Origin of the sequence: Ferrovibrio sp., from assembly GCF_019636075.1 — a bacterium.
Classification (GTDB): Bacteria; Pseudomonadota; Alphaproteobacteria; order Ferrovibrionales; family Ferrovibrionaceae; genus Ferrovibrio.
This window is the reverse complement of the sequence record NZ_JAHBYG010000004.1, coordinates 108249-126141: the sequence shown is the minus strand read 5'-3', so window position 1 is coordinate 126141 and position 17893 is coordinate 108249. Positions and strand designations below refer to the sequence as shown.

Genomic DNA, 17893 nt, shown 5'->3' with positions numbered 1-17893 from the left:
GGCCTGGAATCCTGCGCTTTCTGCGTCAGCCATGGTCTACATCCCAGTGGCCATAAACCCAATCCTGGGCCAAGCCAAAAGGCGCCGGCCACCCGGATGATGGCCAAGGCCTGAAAACTACCCCGGAAGCCCCGGAAATTCCAGCGAAATTATACCGTTAATGGCTTTTATGGCGCAGCAATTCAACTGGGGCGATTCACCATATTTGCCGAAATTTTAGGCGGTTTTCGGCGTCAAATTTCCGCCCAGCCCTTGGATCAGGGCCACAAATCCCGGAAACGAGGTGTCGATCATGCCCACGTCGTCCACCGCCACACCGTTCTTGGCGGCGAGGCCGAGCACCAGGGCGGACATGGCGATGCGGTGGTCCAGTTCGGTGGCCACGCTGGCGCCGCCGACCAGGGCGCTACCCTGGGGTGCCTGGCCATTGCCGGTGATGATCAGGCCGTCTTCCAGCTCTTCCAGGGCCACGCCATTGGCGGCCAGGGCGCGCGCCATGGCGGCCAGGCGGTCGGATTCCTTCACGCGCAATTCCTTGGCGCCGCGCACGATGGTTTTGCCTTCGGCGCAGGCGGCGGCCACGAACAGGATCGGATATTCGTCGATCATGCTGGGGGCGCGTTCGGGCGGCACGGTGATGCCCTTCAGCCTGGAATGCCGCGCGGTGATATCGGCCACCGGCTCGCCGCCCTGTTCGCGGCGGTTGCTGAAAGTCAGATCGGCGCCCATGTCGAGCAACGTGTCGAAAAGCCCGGTGCGCAGCGGGTTCATGCCCACCCCGGTGATGGTGATCTCGGAGCCCGGCACGATCAGCGCCGCCACCAGCGGGAAGGCTGCCGAGGAGGGATCGCCCGGCACGTCGATATCGGCGGGGCGCAATTCCGGCTGGCCGGCAAGGGTAATCACCCGGCCGCGTTCGTCGTCATGCACCTCCACCTTGGCGCCGAAATGCCGCAGCAGGTTTTCGGTATGGTCGCGGGTCGGTTCGGGCTCGATCACGCTGGTGATGCCCGGCGCGTTCAGCCCGGCCAGCAACAAGGCGGATTTCACCTGCGCCGAGGCCACCGGCAGGGTGTAGCTGATCGGCAGCGGCTGTTGCGCGCCCACCACCGCCAGCGGCAGCCGGCCGCCGGAACGGCCGATGAAACGTGCGCCCATCAGGCTCAAAGGCTCGATCACCCGACCCATCGGGCGGCGGCGCAGCGAGGCGTCGCCGGTGAAAATCGCGGTCATCGCATGGCTGGCCACCAGGCCCATCACCAGCCGGGCGCCGGTGCCCGCATTGCCCATATCCAGCACATCGGCCGGCTCGGCGAAACCGCCCACGCCCACGCCGCGCACCCGCCAGCTGCCATCCGGCAAGCGTTCGGCCTCGGCCCCCATGGCGCGCATGGCGGCCGCCGTGCGCAGCACATCCTCGCCTTCCAGCAGGCCGCTGACGCGGGTTTCGCCCACCGCCAGGGCGCCGAAAATCAGCGCACGGTGCGAAATGGATTTATCCCCGGGAACGCTGGCCTTGCCGGCCAGCGGCTTGCCCGGCAGGGCCTGATGCGGCCGCGGGGCGGCAGAATGTGATGCTGTCATGGATAAATAACGCCGGGCTCGGCTGGATCGGGGGTTGACAGGGCGCGCTTCTTTAACACAATCGCGCCGCCCTGGCCACGGCGAGCCTCGCCAGGCGTGGCGTCCACCGAATTGCGTAAGCAGGAGAGTGTTACCGATGGCGAAAGCGGAATGGGGCACCAAGCGGCGTTGCCTGAGTTGCAGCGCGGTTTTCTACGATCTCAACAAGGCACCGATCCTGTGCCCGAAATGCGGCACCGAGTTCAATCCCGAAGCCATCGTGAAGTCGCGGCGGCCGGCCAAGGTGGAAGAAAAGCCGGCGCCCAAGGCGGTGGCCAAGCCCTTGCCCGAGGAAATCATCGACGGCGAGATTGCCGACGATGACATCGACGACGATTTCCTGGAAGAAGACGATCTCGAGGAAGGCGATGTGGCCGAAGAGATCGACGTGGATGCCAGCCCGGCCGGCGAGGAGGAACGCTGATTTCGCTGCGTGGGAAGGGCCGGTTTTCCGGCCTTTCCCGCAAGCATCGGACAAGTGTCGAAAGGCTGTCCCGAAACACTTGCAATGGCGCGGGCTTGGTCTTATGGTCCGCGCCCGCTGGCCTAGCCGGCACGCTTTAAACTGCCCGCCCCCAGGCCGGCAGACGATGATTGGATAAGGGGCCATAGCTCAGCTGGGAGAGCGCCTGCATGGCATGCAGGAGGTCAGCGGTTCGATCCCGCTTGGCTCCACCAATCCTCCCCCCCTGAAAATCCGGTATGGTTCTGTCTGCCGCTGTTCAGCTTGTCGCTGTTCAGCGCACGGTTTCGGCAACGATCTCGCGGCGCAGCTCGTCGGCCAGCTTGAGGCCCAGCGCGATCATCACCGCGCCGGCCACCAGATCGAGATAGCCGGTGATGCGCAAATAAAGCCGCTGGGCGAATCCGGCCGAGAAAAACAGCGCCAGCGCCCCATACCAAAGCGTGGATTGCACCGCCACGATCAGCAGGATCGCGGCATAAACCCAGCCCGGCGCATGGGCCGGCACCGCCAGCAGGAAAGCGCTGGTCCAGAACACCGCCGATTTCGGATTGCTCAGCGTGGTGGTGATGCCGGTGAGGAAGGGGCTGCGGTTGGTCAGCGTCGGCGGCGTGCCCGGGGCGCTGGTTTTGCCGGCCCAGCCCGCGCGCAGCATGCGGTAACCGACATAGATCAGATAGGCCGCACCCGCGATCCGCAGCAGCCGATAGAGCCCGCCGGCTTCCACCAGCAACGCCCCCACGCCCCACAGCGCCAGGCTAACCCAGACCAACGAAGCCAGCACCACACCCGCCACCGCCTTCAGGCCATGCCGCCGGGATTGCGTGGCGGCATACCAGCTCACCAGCACGGTGTTGGGGCCGGGCAGCATCGCCATCATGATATGCATGCCGGCCAGGCCGATCAGGTTCGGAAGGAATTCCATGCTGGGCCGCTCCCGCTCGTCGATTGCCGCTACATCATATCAGGAAAACAGGCAGAGCAGGCCGTAGCAGCTGTCGAATACCTCGCGGAACAGAAAATACAGCGCCACATCGCCGGCCAGGCAGAGCAGCAGGAAAGGCAGCAGCAGCCAGAGCAGGAACCGCTTCAGCGCATGGCGCGTGAGGCGCGGCGCCGGAATCACATGGCCGTGGATGCGGTCTAAACGTCGGAACAACGCCATGGCTCCTGAATAGCCGAAAAGCGCGTTCGCCGATATGCTGCAAACATGCCGGATTCGCCCGAAATCGATCTGCTGCCCGAGGATGCCGCAGGCAGGAATGCCTGGGCCGCCGCCATGGCGCGGGTGCGGCGCGAAACCCTGGAGCAAAGCTGGGCCTATGGCGCGGCGGTGGCCGCCGTGTCGCGGTTCCGGCCGCAGCGCTGGCTGATCGGCCCGCGCGATGCGCCGATCGGCCTGGCGCAGGCCTTTGTCGGCCCGCTGGGGCCCGCATGCAGCCCCTGGAAACTCGTGCGCCTGGTGCGCGGACCGCTTTTCGTGCCGGGCCTGCCGGCCGAAACCCGCCAGGCGGCTTTGCGTGCCATCCGCGCCGCCTATCCGCGCGGACCGCTGCATCGCGCGCAATGGCTGTGGTGGCTGCCGGAGTTGAATGGCGGCAGCCTGGCGGAAGCCGAGATGGCCGCGCTGGGCATGCAGCAGATGGTGACCGGCTGGTCGTCCCTGCGGCTGGACCTGACCCTGCCGGCGCAGCAATTGCGCGCGCGCCTGGATGGCAAATGGCGCAATGCGCTGAAGGCCGCCGAGAAGGCGCCGCTGCAGATTGTCGAGGAATGGAACGATACCGCCTTCGCCGCCCTGATGCAGGCGCATGACGTGCAACGCATCGAAAAGCGCTTCCTCGGCCCCGATGGTGCCTTCTATCGCGCCTTTGCCGCCGCCTGCGCACCAACCGCCGGGACAACCGGGGCAACCAGGACAACCGGCGCAGCCGGCGAGAGCGCGCATCTCTTCACCGCCTATATGGGTGGCCAGACCGAGGAACGCCCGGCTGCCGGCCTGCTGGTGTTGCGCCATGGCCGTGGCGCCACCTACGCCGCCGGCTGGAGCGGCACGGCGGGGCGTCTGCTGCGCGCCCATCACCGGCTGCTCTGGCATGCCTTGCTGGCCCTGCAAGCCATGGGTGTGGAGCATTTCGACCTGGGCGGCGCCAATACCGAGGAAGGCGCCGGCGTGGCGCGCTTCAAACTTGGCCTGAATGGCGAGGTTTTTACCTTGGCCGGCAGCTATTTATGACATGTCTTCGCCACATTTGCCCGATGCGGTGTGATGGGGGCGACACAGGTGAAAAAAACTGTCCCGAAAGGTGAATTTTCTCTTGCATCGGGGGGTAAATGGCCCCATACCCCCCTCCTAGAGACTGTTTGGAAAGTGGCGCATGGCCGCCGGGCTTTTTTCGATTATCGCTTGATCGAAACATACCGGCCGGAACCACGGGGCTTTCCCAACAGTCTCTCCACGTTTTCAACCCTTGCTGGGATCGGCCTTTCGCGATCCCGTGGAGAGACGAGTATGAGCAAGAACGCCGCCAAGCCCGCCATCTATGAAGTGCCCAACACCACCGATGTGGCGCCGGAAGACGAGCATTTCATCTGCCGCGAAGGCATGCGCTTCGCCGGCCAGCACCTGATCATCGATCTGTGGGGCGGCAAGAATCTCGACAACCTGGCCCTGGTGAAGCAGACCCTGACCGAAGCCGTGGAAGCCATCGGCGCCACGCTGCTCAACATCGACCTGCATCACTTCGAGCCGAATGGCGGCATTTCCGGCGTGGCCGTGCTGGCGGAAAGCCACATGTCGATCCATTCCTGGCCGGAAAAGGGCTATGCCGCGCTGGACGTGTTCGTGTGCGGCGATTGCCAGCCGGCGAAGGCGATCCCGGTGCTGCGCCGCGCCTTCCTGCCCGACAACATCCAGTGCACCGAACTGAAGCGGGGTTTGATTCTGTGACCAAGTGGTTTAACGAAACGCTCTATGCCGGTTTCCGGCAGAGCCATGAGATCAAGAAAATCCTCTTCGAAGGCAAGTCGAAATACCAGAAGGTGGTGGTGTTCGAATCCGCCCGTTATGGCCGCATCCTGGGCCTGGACGGCGTGGTGCAATGCACCGAGGGCGACGAGTTCGTCTATCACGAGATGCTGACCCATCTGCCGATCCTGGCCCATGGCAAGGTGCGCGACGTGCTGATCGTCGGCGGCGGCGATGGCGGCATCCTGGAAGAAGTGCTGAAGCACAAATCCGTGCGCCGCGCCACCATGGTCGAGATCGACGATGTGGTGATCGACGTGTCGAAGAAGTTCCTGTCGTCGATCTGCGGCAAGGCCTTCAAGGACAAGCGCACCAACCTGGTGGTCGGCGATGGCGCCGCCTGGGTGCGCGACACCGAGGAACGCTACGACCTGATCATCGTGGACCGTCCGGATCCGGTCGGCCCCGCCACCGTGCTGTTCAGCGCCGAGTTCTACAAAAACTGCAAGCGCGTGATGAAGCCCGGCGCCATCCTGGTGGCGCAAAACGGCGTGCCGCATATGCAGGGCCCGGAACTCACCGATGCCGTGAAGCTGTTCCAGAAGATCTGGAAAAACAGCGGCAGCTACCTGGCCGTGGTGCCCACCTATGTCTGCGGCTTCATGTCGCTGACCTGGGCCTCCGATCAGGATCTGGCCAAGGCCTCGGCTTCCAAGAGCGTGGCGGCCCGCTTCAAGAAGGCGGCGCTGAAGGGCCTGCGCTATTACAATCCGGATATCGCCACCGCCGCGTTCGGCCTGCCGAATTTCGTGCGCAAGCTGATCCCGGGCGTGAAGCCTTACTGATCCTAAGAACGCCGCAACCAGCGACGCTCAACCAGACCGCCCGCCAGCCCCACTGGCGGGCGGTTTTGTTTTCAGCCGACCCAGGCCGCCAACCCCACTGGCGGGGGATTTGCGTTTCGGCATCACGGCCTGCCGATGCCGGCGCAGCAATTGCAGCCCTTCCGGGCGTTGATCCAGCAGCAGCAATGCGCTTGTGATGGCATGGCTGGCCAGCACTTCACCGCTTTCATATTTCTGGAAGGCATTCGGACCGCCGCCGATCAATGTGCCGGCCATGCGCTGGGTAAGGCCGAGCTTGCGGCGTATCTTTCGGATGTTTTCAGGCTCGAGCACGCCTTCCACTTGGGCCTTCAGGCGATGGAGGGCACGATCCGATACTTCCATATCCTTGCCATCGTGAATGCTTTCGTCGGAGCCGGCAGCATACCAGCCCGGCATATCGAAGCTGGCGGAATGGCCCTTGTAGGTCAGCGTCATGCGGCGGCGACCACGCCGCATCGGCTTGCCGGTTTTCGGACAGACGGGATTAGCCATTGTCTTTCTCCTTGAACGACAGCAGCAGGAATTCGCTCAGCACATCCGCGGTGAATTTCACATACAGAAGGCCGGCCTCGGAGGGCACATGGTAGACATCCTGCCAGAGCCTGTGATCGGCATGGGAGGTCATGGATTTGTAGAAATGCCGTCGTTCCATGCTTTGTATCGTCGCCACGATTTCCGCCCGGCCGAAACCCAGTTGCGCCGCGCCTTTCAGTGCCGAGCCGGTGGCCCGTAAATCCGCCGGCGCAGCAAAGGCAGCTTGAAAGGCAGCCAGGTCGTAGGTCGGTTTGCGTTTCTCGGTCACCGATTCAGGATAACACCATAATGGTGTTTTTCAATCCCGTTTCGAACCGCTCTTCGCCGCCGCGAACCAGAAGGCGGCTGCGCTGGTGAGCAGCAGGCCGAACATCACCCACAGCACCGCATCATAGCCGCCCGACCATTGCCACAGCAGGGCGGCGGCGGCCGGCGCCAGCGCGTTGGCGATGCTGGCCGGCAGGCTGATCGCGCCGTTGATCGCGCCATAGCCTTCGCGCCACAGCATCTCGGGCACCGCCGTGCCGCGCAGGATGGTGGCGATGCCATTGATGCTGCCATACACGATGGCGAAACCGAACAGCAGCCAGAGTTCGCCCGGCCACAGGATCAGCACCAGGATCACCACCGGAAACAGCGCCATCACGATCTGCCCGGTGATCAGAAACGGCAGCCCGCGCCCGAAGAGCAGCAGCAACCGCCCGGCCACCTGGGATGGCCCGATCAGCGCATAGACCGCCACGGCGGCGGCCAGACCGATGCCGTTTTCGCCCAGCAGCGGAATGAAATGGAAGGCCATCACCGCCATCGTGGCGCCATGGCAGGTGAAGCAGAGCAGAATGCCCCAGAAGCTGGGATGGCGCAGGGCGCGCTGCAACGGCGATTTGTCCTGCGGCGCGGCCTCGGTTTTCGCTTCGTGGCTGCCGCGGTCGCCCGCCCCCCCATCGCGCAGCCCCCCATCGCGCAACCACAGCGCATGCACCGGCAAACACAGCAGCAGATTGCACAGCGCCAGCATCTGCAGCGCATCGCGCCAATCATGGGCCGAAACCGCCCAGGCGGTGAAGGGGATGAACACCGTGCTGGCCAAGCCGCCGGCCAGGGTGATCACCGTGATGCGCTGGCGATAGCCTTGCGGAAACAGCCGCGTCACCACGGCGAAAACCGGTTCGTAGAGCGTCATGGATTTCGCCAGGCCAAGGCCGAGCCAGATGGCGAAATAGGCCGGCACGCTTTCCACCTGCGACCAGGCGAATAGCAGCAGGCTAGCCAGCAGCGAACCGAAGCTCATGGTCCAGCGGCCGCCATAGCGGTCGATCAGCTTGCCCACCGGCAGGGCGCAGAAACCGGACACCAGCAATCCCATGGACAGGCCGGCATTGAGCAGCGGGCGGCTCCAGCCCAGCTCGGCCTCCATCGGCTCCAGCAGCACGGCGAAGGCGTAGAAAATCGAGCCCCAGGAAACCAGCTGGGCCACCGACAGCGCGATCACCAAAGGCCAGCCATTGCGGGCGAATGGCCCGGAATCCGATGGCTTCATGTCTGGCGCGGTGGAAGCATTCATGGCGGTTTACTGCGCCTGTTGGGTACACCGGTCAAGGCCCGGGCCGGCGCTGCGGCGGAATAGCCCTTGTTCTGCCGCAATCAGGTTATACAATAACGCCAGTTGTTGCGATCCGGCTTGTCGCGATCCGGCCAATCCTTGCGAGGCTGCCATGCTGCGCCGTCATCTGCTGTCCACCTTTGCCGTTACCGCTGCCGGCGGCTTGGCTGCCTTGTCCCGCCCGGCCAGCGCCATGTCGATGGAAGAACTGCCGCAGCATCTGCGCCGCAATGTAGAGCCCAGGGCCGACGCGCTGGATTGGGATTTGCTGGCGCAGGCCGGCGAAACCCGCTTCATCGATGGCGAGATGAGCCGCTTTCCCGCCGCGCTGCGCAGCCTGCATGGCCGCGACGTGGATATCTATGGCTATATGATGCCGTTCCGCGAGGCGCCGCAGCATGCCGAATTCCTGCTCGGTGCGCTGCAATTCCATTGCGCCGGCTGCCTGGTGAGCGACCTGTCGCGCATCGTGGCGGTGCGGGCCGCCGCGCCGGTGGAATACAGCACCATGCCGGTGCAGATCCATGGCAGGCTGAGCCTGATCGAGCAGGAGCAATCGCCGCTGTATTTCCGCCTCGACGGCGCCAAAGCGGCCTGACGCTTTTTCCATGGCAAACGACCGCGCGACTTTCCGCGCCACGCTGATCGGCGCCGGGGCCATCTTGCTCTGGGCCTCGCTTGCGGTGTTCACCGCCTTCACCGGGCCGGTGCCGCCGCTGCAACTGACCGCGCTTACCTTCACCATCGCCTTTGCCCTGGCGCTGTGCACCTGGCTGGCGCGCGGCGAAAACCCGCTGCGGCATCTGCGTCTGCCCTTGGCGGCCTGGGCCTTGGGCATCTTCGGCCTGTTCGGCTATCACGCGCTGTATTTCATCGCGCTGAAACTTGCGCCGCCGGTGGAAGCCAGCCTGATCAACTATCTCTGGCCTTTGCTGATCGTGGTATTCTCCGCCTTGCTGCCGGGCCAGAACCAGGATGGGCGGCTGCGCTGGTTCCATATCGCCGGCGTGGCGCTGGGCCTGCTCGGCACGCTGGTGCTGTTCGTTGGCCGTGGTGTGCAATTCGATCCGGCGCATCTGCCGGGCTTCGCCGCCGCCTTCGCCTGCGCCTTCACCTGGTCCAGCTATTCGGTGCTGAGCCGCCGACTGCCCGATGTGGCCACCGATTCCATCGGCGGCTTTTGCGGCGCGGCGGCCCTGCTGGCCTGGATCGGCCATGGCCTGTTCGAAACCACGCTCTGGCCCACGGAAAGCCTGCATTGGCTGGCCATCGTCGCGCTCGGCCTGGGGCCGGCGGGCGGCGCGTTCTTCCTGTGGGATATCGGCATGAAGCGCGGCGATATCCGCGCGCTGGGCAGCATGGCCTATGCCGCGCCGCTGCTCTCCACGCTGCTGCTGATCCTGTTCGGCAAGGGCGAATTCAGCCTGCGCATCGCCCTGGCCTGCGCGTTGATCGTGGGCGGCGCCATCCTCGGCGCCAATGATCTATGGCGGCGCCATCCTCGGCGCCAATGATCTATGGCGCAAGAAGCCGTGAATCACGGCGTCCAGCCCGGCGGGGCCAGTTCGAAGCTTGCGAATTCGAAGCCCGGCGCCACGGTGCAGCCCACCAATGTCCAGTCGCCTAAGGATTCCGCCGCCTGCCAATGATTGGCCGGCACGATCACCTGCGGCTTCTCGCCGGCCAGGATATGCGGCCCCAGCCGCTGCCAGCGCGGTTTCTGGCCATCTGATGCAATGCCGAGTTTGAGCGCCGCGCCGGCATGGTAATGCCAGATCTCGACCGCATCCTTCACCCGATGCCAATGCGAGCGCTCGCCGGCCTTGAGCAGAAAATAGATCGCGGTGGAACGGCTGCGGCCGCCTGCATCGGAATAGGGCGCATCGCGGAACGTCTCCACGAAATGCCCGCCTTCGGGATGCGGCTGCATGTTCAGCGCGGCGATGATGGCATCGGGTGTCATGCGGTGTCCCTCAGAAAAGTTTTTCGATCAGCGCCGTGCCGCCCCAGAGCAGAAAGCCGACCCAGAAACCGGCCAGCACGCTCATCACCAGGCCGCACAATACCAGCAGGCCATCGCGCGCCATTTCGCCCAGCGCCAGCAGGATGATCGCCCAGGCCGGCAGCAGATTGCCGAACGGAATCGGCAGACTGAGCAGCAAGGCATTCCACAGCAGCAGCGCGCCCAGCAACCGGCTGGCATCGGCGGGGGCAAACACATGCAGGCGCGGCTTGATATAGCGTTCGATCCTTTGCAGCACCGGCACCGAAGGCCGCAGCATGCGCGCCACCTGTTCGCGCTTCAGCTTGCGCGCCAGCCAGGCGCGCGGCATCCAGGGATGCGGCAGGCCGATCATCATCTGCGCCGCCAGCAGCACCAGCGGCAGGCCCAGCACGGCAGACAGCCCGGGGGCGATCGGCGCCGGTATGCCATTGGGCAGCGCGAAAACCAGGATCAGGAAGCCGAAGGCGCGTTCGGAAAACGTATCCAGCAGATCATGCAGGGTCATCTCGGATTGCGGGTCGCCCTCGCACAGCCCGGCCACCAGAGCCGAAATCGGCGGACTACCCGGCGAACTATCCTGGCCATTGCCGGCAGAACTCACTGGCCAGAATCCTTTTGCCCAGAATCCTTCTGGCCGCCATCCTTGGCGTCATTGCCCAGCAAGGGCAGCGAAACGTCCTCGGCTTCGCCCTCGATCAAATCGGCCTCGCGCTTATCCACCACGAAACTCGGCAGGCCCATCGGCAGCGCCTTAGCAGGACGGATGCCCCACTTGCCCAGCGCACGCGCTCGCGGCAACAGGCGCGCATTCACCGAGCGGGTGAAATCCTCGAAAGATGAAGCCACGCCCTGCAAACCCTTGGCGGCTTTTTCCGCCGCCACCAGGGCCACGCCCAGGCTTTCCATCAGCCGGCGCACGGCTTCCACGATCTTTTCGTGATCCTCCACTTGGCGGCTGGCATCGATTTCCATCCGCGCCACCGCCACAATGGCCGCCAGCGCCGACGGCCCGGCAATCACGATATCCAATTCCGCCGCGCGGCGTTCCAGGCCCGGATCGGCTTGGCGCAGCTTTTCCACCGCGCCCTCGTTGGGCAAGGCCATGGCGATCAGCGTGCGCTTCACATCGCCGCCGCGCTTCAGCGTGCGATAGCTTTGCAGCACCGCCTGGCTGTATTCCTTGCTGACCAGCGATTTCAGATGCAGTGCCATGCGCTGGCCCAGCTTGGCCAAAGCGGCATCAGCGCCTTCCGCATCCTCGGCTTCGGCCAAATCCAGCAGCGCCTTCGAAGCTTTGCTGTCGATCACCAAAGCCGCATCGCCGGGCAGGAACACCACCGCATCGGGCCGCAGCGCGCCACGTTCGCTGGTCGCCTCGGCATGATATTGCACGATGAAATCGCGCCCCGGTTCCAGGCCGAAGGATTTCAGCAGATTCTCCAAACCGATCTCGGCCATGCGGCCGGCGCCGCCGGGATGCGAGATGGCGCGATAGATGGTTTGCGCCGCCGCCTGGGTCTGCGCCACCTGGGCGCCCAAAGCCGCAACGCTGCCGGTCACCTGCTCGAAGCGCTGATACAGCGCCTCGGTGGTCTGCTTCACGGCTTCGTCGCTTTGCTTCTTGGCCGCCTCGGCCTCGCGTTTGTGGCTTTCCAGCAATTGGCCCACCAGATGCTTGCCGCTTTCCAAAGTGGCGGCCTTGGCGGCTTCGGTCATCTGCTGGATCAGGCTTTCGGAATCCTTCAATTGCTGTCGCGCCAACGCGGCCTGCTGCTCGGCCTGATGGCGGGCCTGCTCGGCTTCCATGCGTGCGGCCTCGGCGGCTTCGCGCGCTGCCTGGGCCAGGCTGAGGGTTTTCGCCATGCCGGCCAGTTCGGTTTGTGCCCGGGCGCGGGTTTCCACTGCGTCTTCCACCCGCTGGCGCTGGCTGGCGAGTTCCGCCTCCTGGGCCTGGCCGCGCCGCAGGGCATCTTCCAGGCGGGATTGCAAATCCGCCATACGGGCTTCCAGCCCGGCTTTTTCCGCCAGTAAACCGGCATCCGGCGGCGCATTGCCGCGCCCACGCAGCAGCATCAGGCCCAGCAATCCGGCCAAAACCGCCAAAGCGGCCACGGCGATGACGAGAAACAGCGTGTTATCCATGCCAATTAGATAGCAGCGGGCTTGACGGATCGCCAGTGCGGCCCTTTATTCCCTGGAAACATCCTTCAGTTTTCCAAGGTTTTCCGTGTCATGGCCTTGCTGCCGATCATCACCGTACCCGATCCGCGCCTGCTCACCGCCTCCACGCCTGTGGAAGCGGTGGACGATGCCCTGCGCCAGACCTTGGACGACATGCTGGAAACCATGTATGCGGCGCCCGGCATCGGCCTGGCGGCGATTCAGGTCGGCATTGCCAAACGCATGCTGGTGATGGATGTGGCGCGCGAGGGCGAGGAGCGCGACCCGCTTTTCATCATCAACCCGGAAGTGATCTGGGTATCCGACGACGACCAGAGCTATGAGGAAGGCTGTCTGTCGCTGCCCGAGCATTATGCCGAGGTGGTGCGCCCGGCCGAAATCAAGATCAAGTATCTCACCCGCGACGGCGCGCCGGCCGAGCTGCATGCCACCGGCCTGAAGGCGATCTGCCTGCAGCATGAGATGGATCACCTGGATGGCATCCTGTTCGTGGACCATATCTCGGCCTTGAAGCGCAACATGATCCTGCGCAAGCTGGTGAAGGCCAAGCGCCTGCAAGAAGCCAACGTCTGAGCGGGCCGGCATGAGCCTGCGCCTGATCTTCATGGGCACGCCGGATTTCGCCGTGCCGGTGCTGGAGGCTTTCATTGCCGCCGGCGACGAAATCGCCTGCGTATATTCCCAGCCGCCGCGCCCGGCCGGCCGTGGCCATCGCCTCACGCCATCGCCGGTGCAGGCCGCCGCCGAGCGCCATGGCATCATGGCCCGGCATCCCACCAGTTTGAAAACCCCCGAAGCGCAGGCGGAATTCGCGGCCTTGAACGCCGATGCCGCCGTGGTGGTGGCCTATGGCCTGCTGCTGCCGCAAGCCATATTGGATGCGCCGAAACTCGGCTGCTTCAACCTGCATGCCTCGCTGCTGCCGCGCTGGCGCGGCGCGGCGCCGATCCAGCGCGCCATCCTGGCCGGCGACACCGAAACCGGCGTTTGCGCCATGAAGATGGATGCCGGGCTGGATACCGGCCCGGTGCTGGCGCGCGAAACCATCCCGATCCATCCACGCATGACGGCCTCTGAACTGCACGACCGCCTGGCCGCCATCGGCGCGCCGCTGATGCTGCGCGCGCTGCATGAGCATGCCGAGGGCAGGCTGGCGCCCATGCCGCAGGCAAGCGAAGGCGTGACCTATGCCGCCAAGCTGAACCGCGAGGAAGGCAAACTCGACTGGCATAAATCCGCCGCCGCGCTGGATCGTGCGGTGCGCGGCCTCAATCCGGCACCGGGCACCTGGTTCGAGTATAAGGGCGAGCGCATCAAGCTGCTGGAAGCCGAACCGGTTGCCGGCCGTGGAGACCCGGGCCGCATCATCGCCGAGGGCATTGTTGCTTGCGGCGAAGGCGCCTTGCGGCTGCTGCGGCTGCAACGCGCCGGACGGCCGGCCATGCAGGCCGCCGATTTCCTGCGCGGCTTCGCGCTGGACATGGGCGAAACGCTCGGCTGACGCGATGCCGCGCTATCGCCTCACCATCGAATATCACGGCGGCGGCTTCGTCGGTTGGCAACGCCAGGCCAGCGGCCTGGGCGTGCAGCAGGTGATCGAGGAAGCCCTGCATGCCATGCTGGGCCAGCGCGGCCCCTGCCCGGAGGTTTTCGCCGCCGGCCGCACCGATGCCGGCGTACATGCGCGCGGCCAGGTGGTGCATGTGGATCTGGATGCCGATTTCGCACCCGAACGCCTGCTCACGGGGCTGAATTTCCATCTGCGGCCCCGCCCGGTTTCGGTGCTGCGCATCGAACGCGCGGCGGATGATTTCAATGCCCGGCTGGATGCCACGGCGCGGCATTATCTCTATCGCATCCTGGATCGCCATCCGCCGCCGGGGATCGAAGCCGGCCTGGTCTGGCATGTGCCGGTGGCGCTGAATGCCGAGGCGATGCATGAAGCCGCCCGGCATCTGCTGGGGCATCATGATTTCAGCAGCTTCCGCGCCGCCGAATGCCAGGCGAAATCGCCCATGCGCACGCTGGCGCATATCGCCGTGCGCCGGATGGGGCCGGAGATTCATGTCAGCGCCCAGGCCCGCAGCTTCCTGCATCACCAGGTGCGCATCATGGTGGGCACGCTGAAACTGGTGGGCGAAGGCAAATGGCAGCCCGGCAACGTAGCCAAGGCCCTGGCCGCCGCCGACCGCCGCGCGGCGGGGCCGACCGCGCCGCCGGATGGATTATGCCTGACGGCCGTGGATTATTTTTGAGCGGCCTTGCCGAAAGGCGAAAGTAAGAATATCTTACTTTTGAAAGGATGGTCGCCACCATGCTCTGCACATCACGCCTGACCAGTAAAAGCCAGACCGTGCTGCCCAAGGAAGTGCGCGAAGCACTCGGCTTGAAGCCGGGTGATCTGGTCGGATATCGCATCGAGGGCCGCAAGATCACACTCGTGCCGCTGCAGGCCAGCGATGAGGTGAAGGACGATCCCTTCGCCACTTTCTCCGAATGGGCGAGTGAAACCGATGCCAAAGGCTATGCCTCGCTTTGAGGCCTGGGAAACGGTTTCGGTGCCGTTCCCCTATACCGACCGCGATTTGGCGCCACGCCGGCCGGCGCTGGTGATTTCGCTGCCCGATTTGGAAGCGCAGACCGGCCAGATTTGGGTGGTCATGATCACGAGCGCGGAAAACCGCAAGCGTGCAGGTGATGTTGTGATAGCGGATTTGACTGCTGCCGGCCTGCCGATTGCGTCGTTATGCCGGCCCAGCAAAATCGCTACGATCGATGCCGCAATGGCGCGACCGCTGGGCCATCTGGCAAAGGCCGAACGCCGTGCGGTGCTGAAATCCCTGCGCGGCTTTCTGGCGCTGAAGACGTAAGGCTTATTCGCGCCAGCCGACCGCCTTGGCCCAGGCTTCGAATTCGGTTTGCCGGCCGGCCCAGTTGCTGGGCGCGGTTTCGCCGCGTTCGGCGGTTTCCTTGCGCTGCTGCGGGATGGCCTGAGCCATCGGGATCAGGTCGCAGGCGATGCGGCGGGCATCCACGTTGATCGGATCCTGGATCGGCAGCGGATTGAGTTCGCCCGACGGATCCCAGTCGAATTGCGTGCCGTAAAGCTGCGGCTTGCCTTCCAGCATGGCCACGCGGTCGGTGATCAGCGCCATCTGCCAGCGCGGAATCCGCCCGGCCTCGGCGGCATCGGTGATCAGATGCAGGCAGGCGCGCATGAAACGCGGCAGGCCGATGGCATGCTGCGCGATCAGGAAGGCGGCGGCCGCGCCATCCTCGCCCACCTTGGCGATATCCGGCCAGCCATGCTGATCCACGATTTCGGCCAGCGCCCGGGCATTGGCATTATGCACCTCGCGCATGCGGTCGTTATAGCCGAAGAACAGGCTGCCATCGGCAGCCAGCTCCTGGCGCATGCGGGTCTGGCGATCCAGCATGGCAAGCAGGCTTTGGCGCAGGGTCTGGTCCATGGCGAAAACATCCCATAATTGCGGCGAATCGGGGCCCCTACCCTGCCCCGACCCGCCATTCAACGCAAGGGTGGTTACACCATCAGCTGAGCGCCGATCTCCACCACCCGCCCGCTGGGGATGTGGAAATAGGCGGTGGCATCCGATGCATTGTTGGCCAGCAGGATGAACAGATCGTCCTGCCAGGCCGGCATCTCGCTTTTGGCCGCCCGGCGCAGCGCGCGCCGCGACAGGAAGAACGAGGTTTTCATGATGTCGAATTTCCAGCCCAGCTTGCGGCACAGCGCCAGCGCGGCCGGCACATTCGGCTCTTCCATGAAACCGAAGCGCAGATGCACCCGGCTGAACCGCCCGCCGAGTTTTTCCATGCGCACGCGATCAATGATCGGCACGCGCGGCTGGTTGGCGGTTTCCACCGTGAGGATCACCACCTCTTCATGCAGCGCCTTGTAATGCTTCAGGCTGTGCAGCAGCGCCGTGGGCGTGGTGAGCGGATCGCTGGTGAGAAACACCGCCGTGCCGGCCACGGTGGGCGGCGGACGTTTTTCCAGCGAAACGATCAGATCGGTGAGCGGCACATCGGTCTTGCGCGTCTTGTCGAAAACGATGCGCACGCCGCGGGTCCAGCTCCACATCACCAGCATCATCAACATGGCGAACAGCACCGGCACATAACCGCCTTCGGAGAATTTCAGCAGGTTGGCGCCGAGGAACACGAAGTCGATGGCCAGGAACGGCAGCAGCAGGCCGAGCGACAGCCAGAGCGGCCAATGCCAATGCTTCCACACCACCACGAAGGCCATGCAGGCCGTCACCACCATGGTGCCGGTCACCGCGATGCCATAGGCGGTGGCAAGCTTGCTGGACGAACCGAACAGCACCACCAGGAACAGCACGCCCACCAGCAGCAGGAAATTCACCTGCGGCATGTAGATCTGGCCTTCCTGGCTTTCCGATGTGTGGCGCACCTCCATGCGCGGCAGCAGCCGCAACTGGATCGCCTGGCGGGTGAGCGAATAGGCGCCGGTAATCACCGCCTGCGATGCGATCACCGTGGCCATGGTGGCGAGCGCCACCATCGGCAGCAAGGCCCAATCGGGATAGAGCAGGAAAAACGGATTCTCCAGCGTCTCCGGCTTTGCCAGCACCAAGGCGCCCTGGCCCATGTAATTCAGCGCCAGGGCGGGAAACACCACGGCGCTCCAGGCGAACTGGATCGGCTTGCGGCCGAAATGCCCGAGATCGGCATACAGCGCCTCGGCGCCGGTGACGGCCAGGAATACCGCGCCCAAAGCCACCAGGCCGATATGGCCGTTATGCAGCAGGAAATTCACCGCGTAATACGGATTGAAAGCGGCGAACACCGCCGGATGATCGGCGATATGCAGCAGCCCGCCCACAGCCATGGCAACGAACCAGACCAGCGTGATCGGGCCGAAGAACCGCGCCACTTTTTCGGTGCCGCGGCTTTGCACCACGAACAGCCCCACGATGATGACGATGGTGAGCGGCAGCACATAGGGATCGAAAGCGGTGGTGACCAAGGTAAGGCCTTCCACCGCCGAGAGCACGGAAATCGCCGGCGTGATCAGCGCATCGCCGTAGAACAGCGCGGCGCCCGCCATGCCCAATGCGACCATCAGCGTGCCAACGCGCCGATGCGCGTTATGGCCCAGCGCGCGCCGTGCCAAAGCCATCAGCGACAAGGTGCCGCCTTCGCCCTGGTTGTCGGCGCGCAGCAGCAGCAGCACGTATTTCAGCGTTACGATGATGATCAGCGCCCAGAGGATGAGCGAGAGCACGCCCACCACATCCTCGAACCGCGCCACGCCATGGGCCACATGGCCATGCGCCTTGTTGGCGGCATGCATGGCCTCGCGGAAGGCATAAAGCGGGCTGGTACCGATATCGCCGTAAACCACGCCGATAGAGCCCAGAGTGAGCGCCCAGAAGCCGGCCTTCTTGCCCGCATCATGGCCATTGCCATGACCATTACCGTTGCCATTGCCATGTGCCGCGCCGGAAGCGGAATGCTCCTGCGTAGCGACTTGGTTGGGCTTGGCGATGTCGGGAGAGGAAGTACCGGTTTGGGGAAGAACCCCATTCGCACCGGAAGACGTCATGTGGAAACCACACCATTAACCGCGCATGTCGGCGGC

22 protein-coding genes and 1 tRNA gene are annotated in these 17893 nt (G+C 64.7%); 12 read left to right on the top strand and 11 right to left on the bottom strand.

The window, feature by feature from the left end; genetic code table 11:
- Positions 1 to 216: 216 nt before the first annotated feature.
- On the bottom strand, positions 217 to 1584 hold the full coding sequence (gene aroA, locus KF827_RS03480) for a 3-phosphoshikimate 1-carboxyvinyltransferase (RefSeq protein WP_291000130.1): 1368 nt from the start codon (positions 1582 to 1584) through the stop codon (positions 217 to 219).
- A gap of 136 nt (positions 1585 to 1720) precedes the next feature.
- Between aroA and KF827_RS03475 the strand changes: the two genes are divergently transcribed.
- Positions 1721 to 2047 (top strand): TIGR02300 family protein, encoded by a 327-nt coding sequence (locus KF827_RS03475; RefSeq protein ID WP_291000127.1) that lies wholly within the window; start codon positions 1721 to 1723, stop codon positions 2045 to 2047.
- Between the two features lie 178 nt (positions 2048 to 2225).
- A tRNA-Ala gene (locus KF827_RS03470) sits at positions 2226 to 2301 on the top strand.
- Between the two features lie 59 nt (positions 2302 to 2360).
- On the opposite strand, the gene KF827_RS03465 is transcribed toward KF827_RS03470, so the two are convergent.
- Entirely contained in the window at positions 2361 to 3011 is a 651-nt protein-coding gene (locus KF827_RS03465) for a LysE family translocator (RefSeq protein ID WP_291000124.1), read from the bottom strand.
- A gap of 39 nt (positions 3012 to 3050) precedes the next feature.
- Positions 3051 to 3251, bottom strand: coding sequence for a hypothetical protein (locus tag KF827_RS03460; protein WP_291000122.1), 201 nt, complete (start codon positions 3249 to 3251; stop codon positions 3051 to 3053).
- Positions 3252 to 3296: 45 nt separating this feature from the next.
- Here KF827_RS03460 and KF827_RS03455 point away from each other — a divergent pair, with 45 nt between their 5' ends.
- The 3 genes from KF827_RS03455 (at position 3297) to speE (ending at position 5899) form a co-directional block, all read left to right on the top strand.
- Entirely contained in the window at positions 3297 to 4322 is a 1026-nt protein-coding gene (locus tag KF827_RS03455) for a GNAT family N-acetyltransferase (RefSeq protein ID WP_291000119.1), read from the top strand.
- Between the two features lie 276 nt (positions 4323 to 4598).
- Complete coding sequence (gene speD, locus KF827_RS03450) at positions 4599 to 5036, top strand: adenosylmethionine decarboxylase (RefSeq protein ID WP_291000116.1); 438 nt, start codon at positions 4599 to 4601, stop codon at positions 5034 to 5036.
- Positions 5033 to 5899, top strand: a complete 867-nt coding sequence (gene speE, locus KF827_RS03445) for a polyamine aminopropyltransferase (RefSeq protein WP_291000113.1) — start codon at positions 5033 to 5035, stop codon at positions 5897 to 5899. Before speD ends, speE begins: the two co-directional genes overlap by 4 nt.
- A gap of 27 nt (positions 5900 to 5926) precedes the next feature.
- Here speE and KF827_RS03440 read toward each other — a convergent pair whose 3' ends face one another.
- From KF827_RS03440 to KF827_RS03430, 3 genes are read right to left on the bottom strand one after another with little or no spacing between them, the layout of a single operon-like run.
- Positions 5927 to 6433: a type II toxin-antitoxin system MqsA family antitoxin gene (locus KF827_RS03440; protein WP_291000110.1), complete on the bottom strand. Its 507-nt coding sequence runs from the start codon at positions 6431 to 6433 to the stop codon at positions 5927 to 5929.
- Positions 6426 to 6743: a type II toxin-antitoxin system MqsR family toxin gene (locus KF827_RS03435; RefSeq protein ID WP_291000106.1), complete on the bottom strand. Its 318-nt coding sequence runs from the start codon at positions 6741 to 6743 to the stop codon at positions 6426 to 6428. Before KF827_RS03435 ends, KF827_RS03440 begins: the two co-directional genes overlap by 8 nt.
- A gap of 30 nt (positions 6744 to 6773) precedes the next feature.
- The gene (locus tag KF827_RS03430; RefSeq protein WP_291000103.1) at positions 6774 to 8039 is read right to left on the bottom strand and encodes an MFS transporter; all 1266 of its coding nucleotides are present in this window, start codon (positions 8037 to 8039) and stop codon (positions 6774 to 6776) included.
- A 151-nt stretch (positions 8040 to 8190) separates the two neighbouring features.
- Here KF827_RS03430 and KF827_RS03425 point away from each other — a divergent pair, with 151 nt between their 5' ends.
- Positions 8191 to 8676, top strand: coding sequence for a hypothetical protein (locus KF827_RS03425; protein ID WP_291000101.1), 486 nt, complete (start codon positions 8191 to 8193; stop codon positions 8674 to 8676).
- A gap of 10 nt (positions 8677 to 8686) precedes the next feature.
- The gene (locus KF827_RS03420) at positions 8687 to 9592 is read left to right on the top strand and encodes a DMT family transporter (protein WP_291000099.1); all 906 of its coding nucleotides are present in this window, start codon (positions 8687 to 8689) and stop codon (positions 9590 to 9592) included.
- 23 nt (positions 9593 to 9615) lie between these two features.
- Here KF827_RS03420 and KF827_RS03415 read toward each other — a convergent pair whose 3' ends face one another.
- Genes KF827_RS03415 through rmuC form a run of 3 tightly spaced genes read right to left on the bottom strand, consistent with a single transcriptional unit; the run spans position 9616 to position 12225 of the window.
- The gene (locus KF827_RS03415) at positions 9616 to 10041 is read right to left on the bottom strand and encodes a cupin domain-containing protein (RefSeq protein ID WP_291000096.1); all 426 of its coding nucleotides are present in this window, start codon (positions 10039 to 10041) and stop codon (positions 9616 to 9618) included.
- A gap of 10 nt (positions 10042 to 10051) precedes the next feature.
- Positions 10052 to 10684 (bottom strand): exopolysaccharide biosynthesis protein, encoded by a 633-nt coding sequence (locus tag KF827_RS03410; protein WP_291000093.1) that lies wholly within the window; start codon positions 10682 to 10684, stop codon positions 10052 to 10054.
- Entirely contained in the window at positions 10681 to 12225 is a 1545-nt protein-coding gene (rmuC, locus tag KF827_RS03405; RefSeq protein ID WP_291000090.1) for a DNA recombination protein RmuC, read from the bottom strand. The genes KF827_RS03410 and rmuC overlap by 4 nt, the downstream gene beginning before the upstream one ends.
- 90 nt (positions 12226 to 12315) lie before the next feature.
- On the opposite strand from rmuC, the gene def reads away from it, so the two are divergent.
- The 5 genes from def to KF827_RS03380 are packed head-to-tail and all read left to right on the top strand — an operon-like array spanning position 12316 to position 15134.
- A complete protein-coding gene (gene def / locus KF827_RS03400; protein ID WP_291000087.1) occupies positions 12316 to 12837 on the top strand; it encodes a peptide deformylase in 522 nt (173 codons plus the stop codon).
- Positions 12838 to 12847: 10 nt separating this feature from the next.
- Positions 12848 to 13765 carry a methionyl-tRNA formyltransferase gene (gene fmt, locus KF827_RS03395; RefSeq protein ID WP_291000085.1) on the top strand — a complete coding sequence of 306 codons (918 nt, stop codon included), beginning with the start codon at positions 12848 to 12850 and terminating at the stop codon, positions 13763 to 13765.
- Positions 13766 to 13769: 4 nt separating this feature from the next.
- Entirely contained in the window at positions 13770 to 14519 is a 750-nt protein-coding gene (truA, locus tag KF827_RS03390) for a tRNA pseudouridine(38-40) synthase TruA (protein ID WP_291000082.1), read from the top strand.
- Positions 14520 to 14578: 59 nt separating this feature from the next.
- Positions 14579 to 14803 carry an AbrB/MazE/SpoVT family DNA-binding domain-containing protein gene (locus KF827_RS03385; protein WP_291000078.1) on the top strand — a complete coding sequence of 75 codons (225 nt, stop codon included), beginning with the start codon at positions 14579 to 14581 and terminating at the stop codon, positions 14801 to 14803.
- Entirely contained in the window at positions 14790 to 15134 is a 345-nt protein-coding gene (locus KF827_RS03380) for a type II toxin-antitoxin system PemK/MazF family toxin (RefSeq protein WP_291000074.1), read from the top strand. The genes KF827_RS03385 and KF827_RS03380 overlap by 14 nt, the downstream gene beginning before the upstream one ends.
- A gap of 3 nt (positions 15135 to 15137) precedes the next feature.
- Here the strand turns inward: KF827_RS03380 and KF827_RS03375 are convergent, their stop codons facing one another.
- Entirely contained in the window at positions 15138 to 15734 is a 597-nt protein-coding gene (locus KF827_RS03375; RefSeq protein ID WP_291000071.1) for a DUF6624 domain-containing protein, read from the bottom strand.
- A 74-nt stretch (positions 15735 to 15808) separates the two neighbouring features.
- On the bottom strand, positions 15809 to 17857 hold the full coding sequence (locus KF827_RS03370; protein ID WP_291000068.1) for a potassium transporter Kup: 2049 nt from the start codon (positions 17855 to 17857) through the stop codon (positions 15809 to 15811).
- Between the last annotated feature and the right edge of the window lie 36 nt (positions 17858 to 17893).

Excerpts from the sequence above, each read along its gene's own strand:
- aroA (WP_291000130.1), bottom strand. The coding sequence starts at position 1,584 with ATGACAGCATCACATTCTGCCGCCCCGCGGCCGCATCAGGCCCTGCCG.
- KF827_RS03475 (WP_291000127.1), top strand. The coding sequence starts at position 1,721 with ATGGCGAAAGCGGAATGGGGCACCAAGCGGCGTTGCCTGAGTTGCAGC.
- KF827_RS03465 (WP_291000124.1), bottom strand. The coding sequence starts at position 3,011 with ATGGAATTCCTTCCGAACCTGATCGGCCTGGCCGGCATGCATATCATG.
- KF827_RS03460 (WP_291000122.1), bottom strand. The coding sequence starts at position 3,251 with ATGGCGTTGTTCCGACGTTTAGACCGCATCCACGGCCATGTGATTCCG.
- KF827_RS03455 (WP_291000119.1), top strand. The coding sequence starts at position 3,297 with ATGCCGGATTCGCCCGAAATCGATCTGCTGCCCGAGGATGCCGCAGGC.
- speD (WP_291000116.1), top strand. The coding sequence starts at position 4,599 with ATGAGCAAGAACGCCGCCAAGCCCGCCATCTATGAAGTGCCCAACACC.
- KF827_RS03440 (WP_291000110.1), bottom strand. The coding sequence starts at position 6,433 with ATGGCTAATCCCGTCTGTCCGAAAACCGGCAAGCCGATGCGGCGTGGT.
- KF827_RS03430 (WP_291000103.1), bottom strand. The coding sequence starts at position 8,039 with ATGAATGCTTCCACCGCGCCAGACATGAAGCCATCGGATTCCGGGCCA.
- KF827_RS03425 (WP_291000101.1), top strand. The coding sequence starts at position 8,191 with ATGCTGCGCCGTCATCTGCTGTCCACCTTTGCCGTTACCGCTGCCGGC.
- KF827_RS03420 (WP_291000099.1), top strand. The coding sequence starts at position 8,687 with ATGGCAAACGACCGCGCGACTTTCCGCGCCACGCTGATCGGCGCCGGG.
- KF827_RS03415 (WP_291000096.1), bottom strand. The coding sequence starts at position 10,041 with ATGACACCCGATGCCATCATCGCCGCGCTGAACATGCAGCCGCATCCC.
- rmuC (WP_291000090.1), bottom strand. The coding sequence starts at position 12,225 with ATGGATAACACGCTGTTTCTCGTCATCGCCGTGGCCGCTTTGGCGGTT.
- def (WP_291000087.1), top strand. The coding sequence starts at position 12,316 with ATGGCCTTGCTGCCGATCATCACCGTACCCGATCCGCGCCTGCTCACC.
- fmt (WP_291000085.1), top strand. The coding sequence starts at position 12,848 with ATGAGCCTGCGCCTGATCTTCATGGGCACGCCGGATTTCGCCGTGCCG.
- truA (WP_291000082.1), top strand. The coding sequence starts at position 13,770 with ATGCCGCGCTATCGCCTCACCATCGAATATCACGGCGGCGGCTTCGTC.
- KF827_RS03385 (WP_291000078.1), top strand. The coding sequence starts at position 14,579 with ATGCTCTGCACATCACGCCTGACCAGTAAAAGCCAGACCGTGCTGCCC.
- KF827_RS03380 (WP_291000074.1), top strand. The coding sequence starts at position 14,790 with ATGCCTCGCTTTGAGGCCTGGGAAACGGTTTCGGTGCCGTTCCCCTAT.
- KF827_RS03375 (WP_291000071.1), bottom strand. The coding sequence starts at position 15,734 with ATGGACCAGACCCTGCGCCAAAGCCTGCTTGCCATGCTGGATCGCCAG.
- KF827_RS03370 (WP_291000068.1), bottom strand. The coding sequence starts at position 17,857 with ATGACGTCTTCCGGTGCGAATGGGGTTCTTCCCCAAACCGGTACTTCC.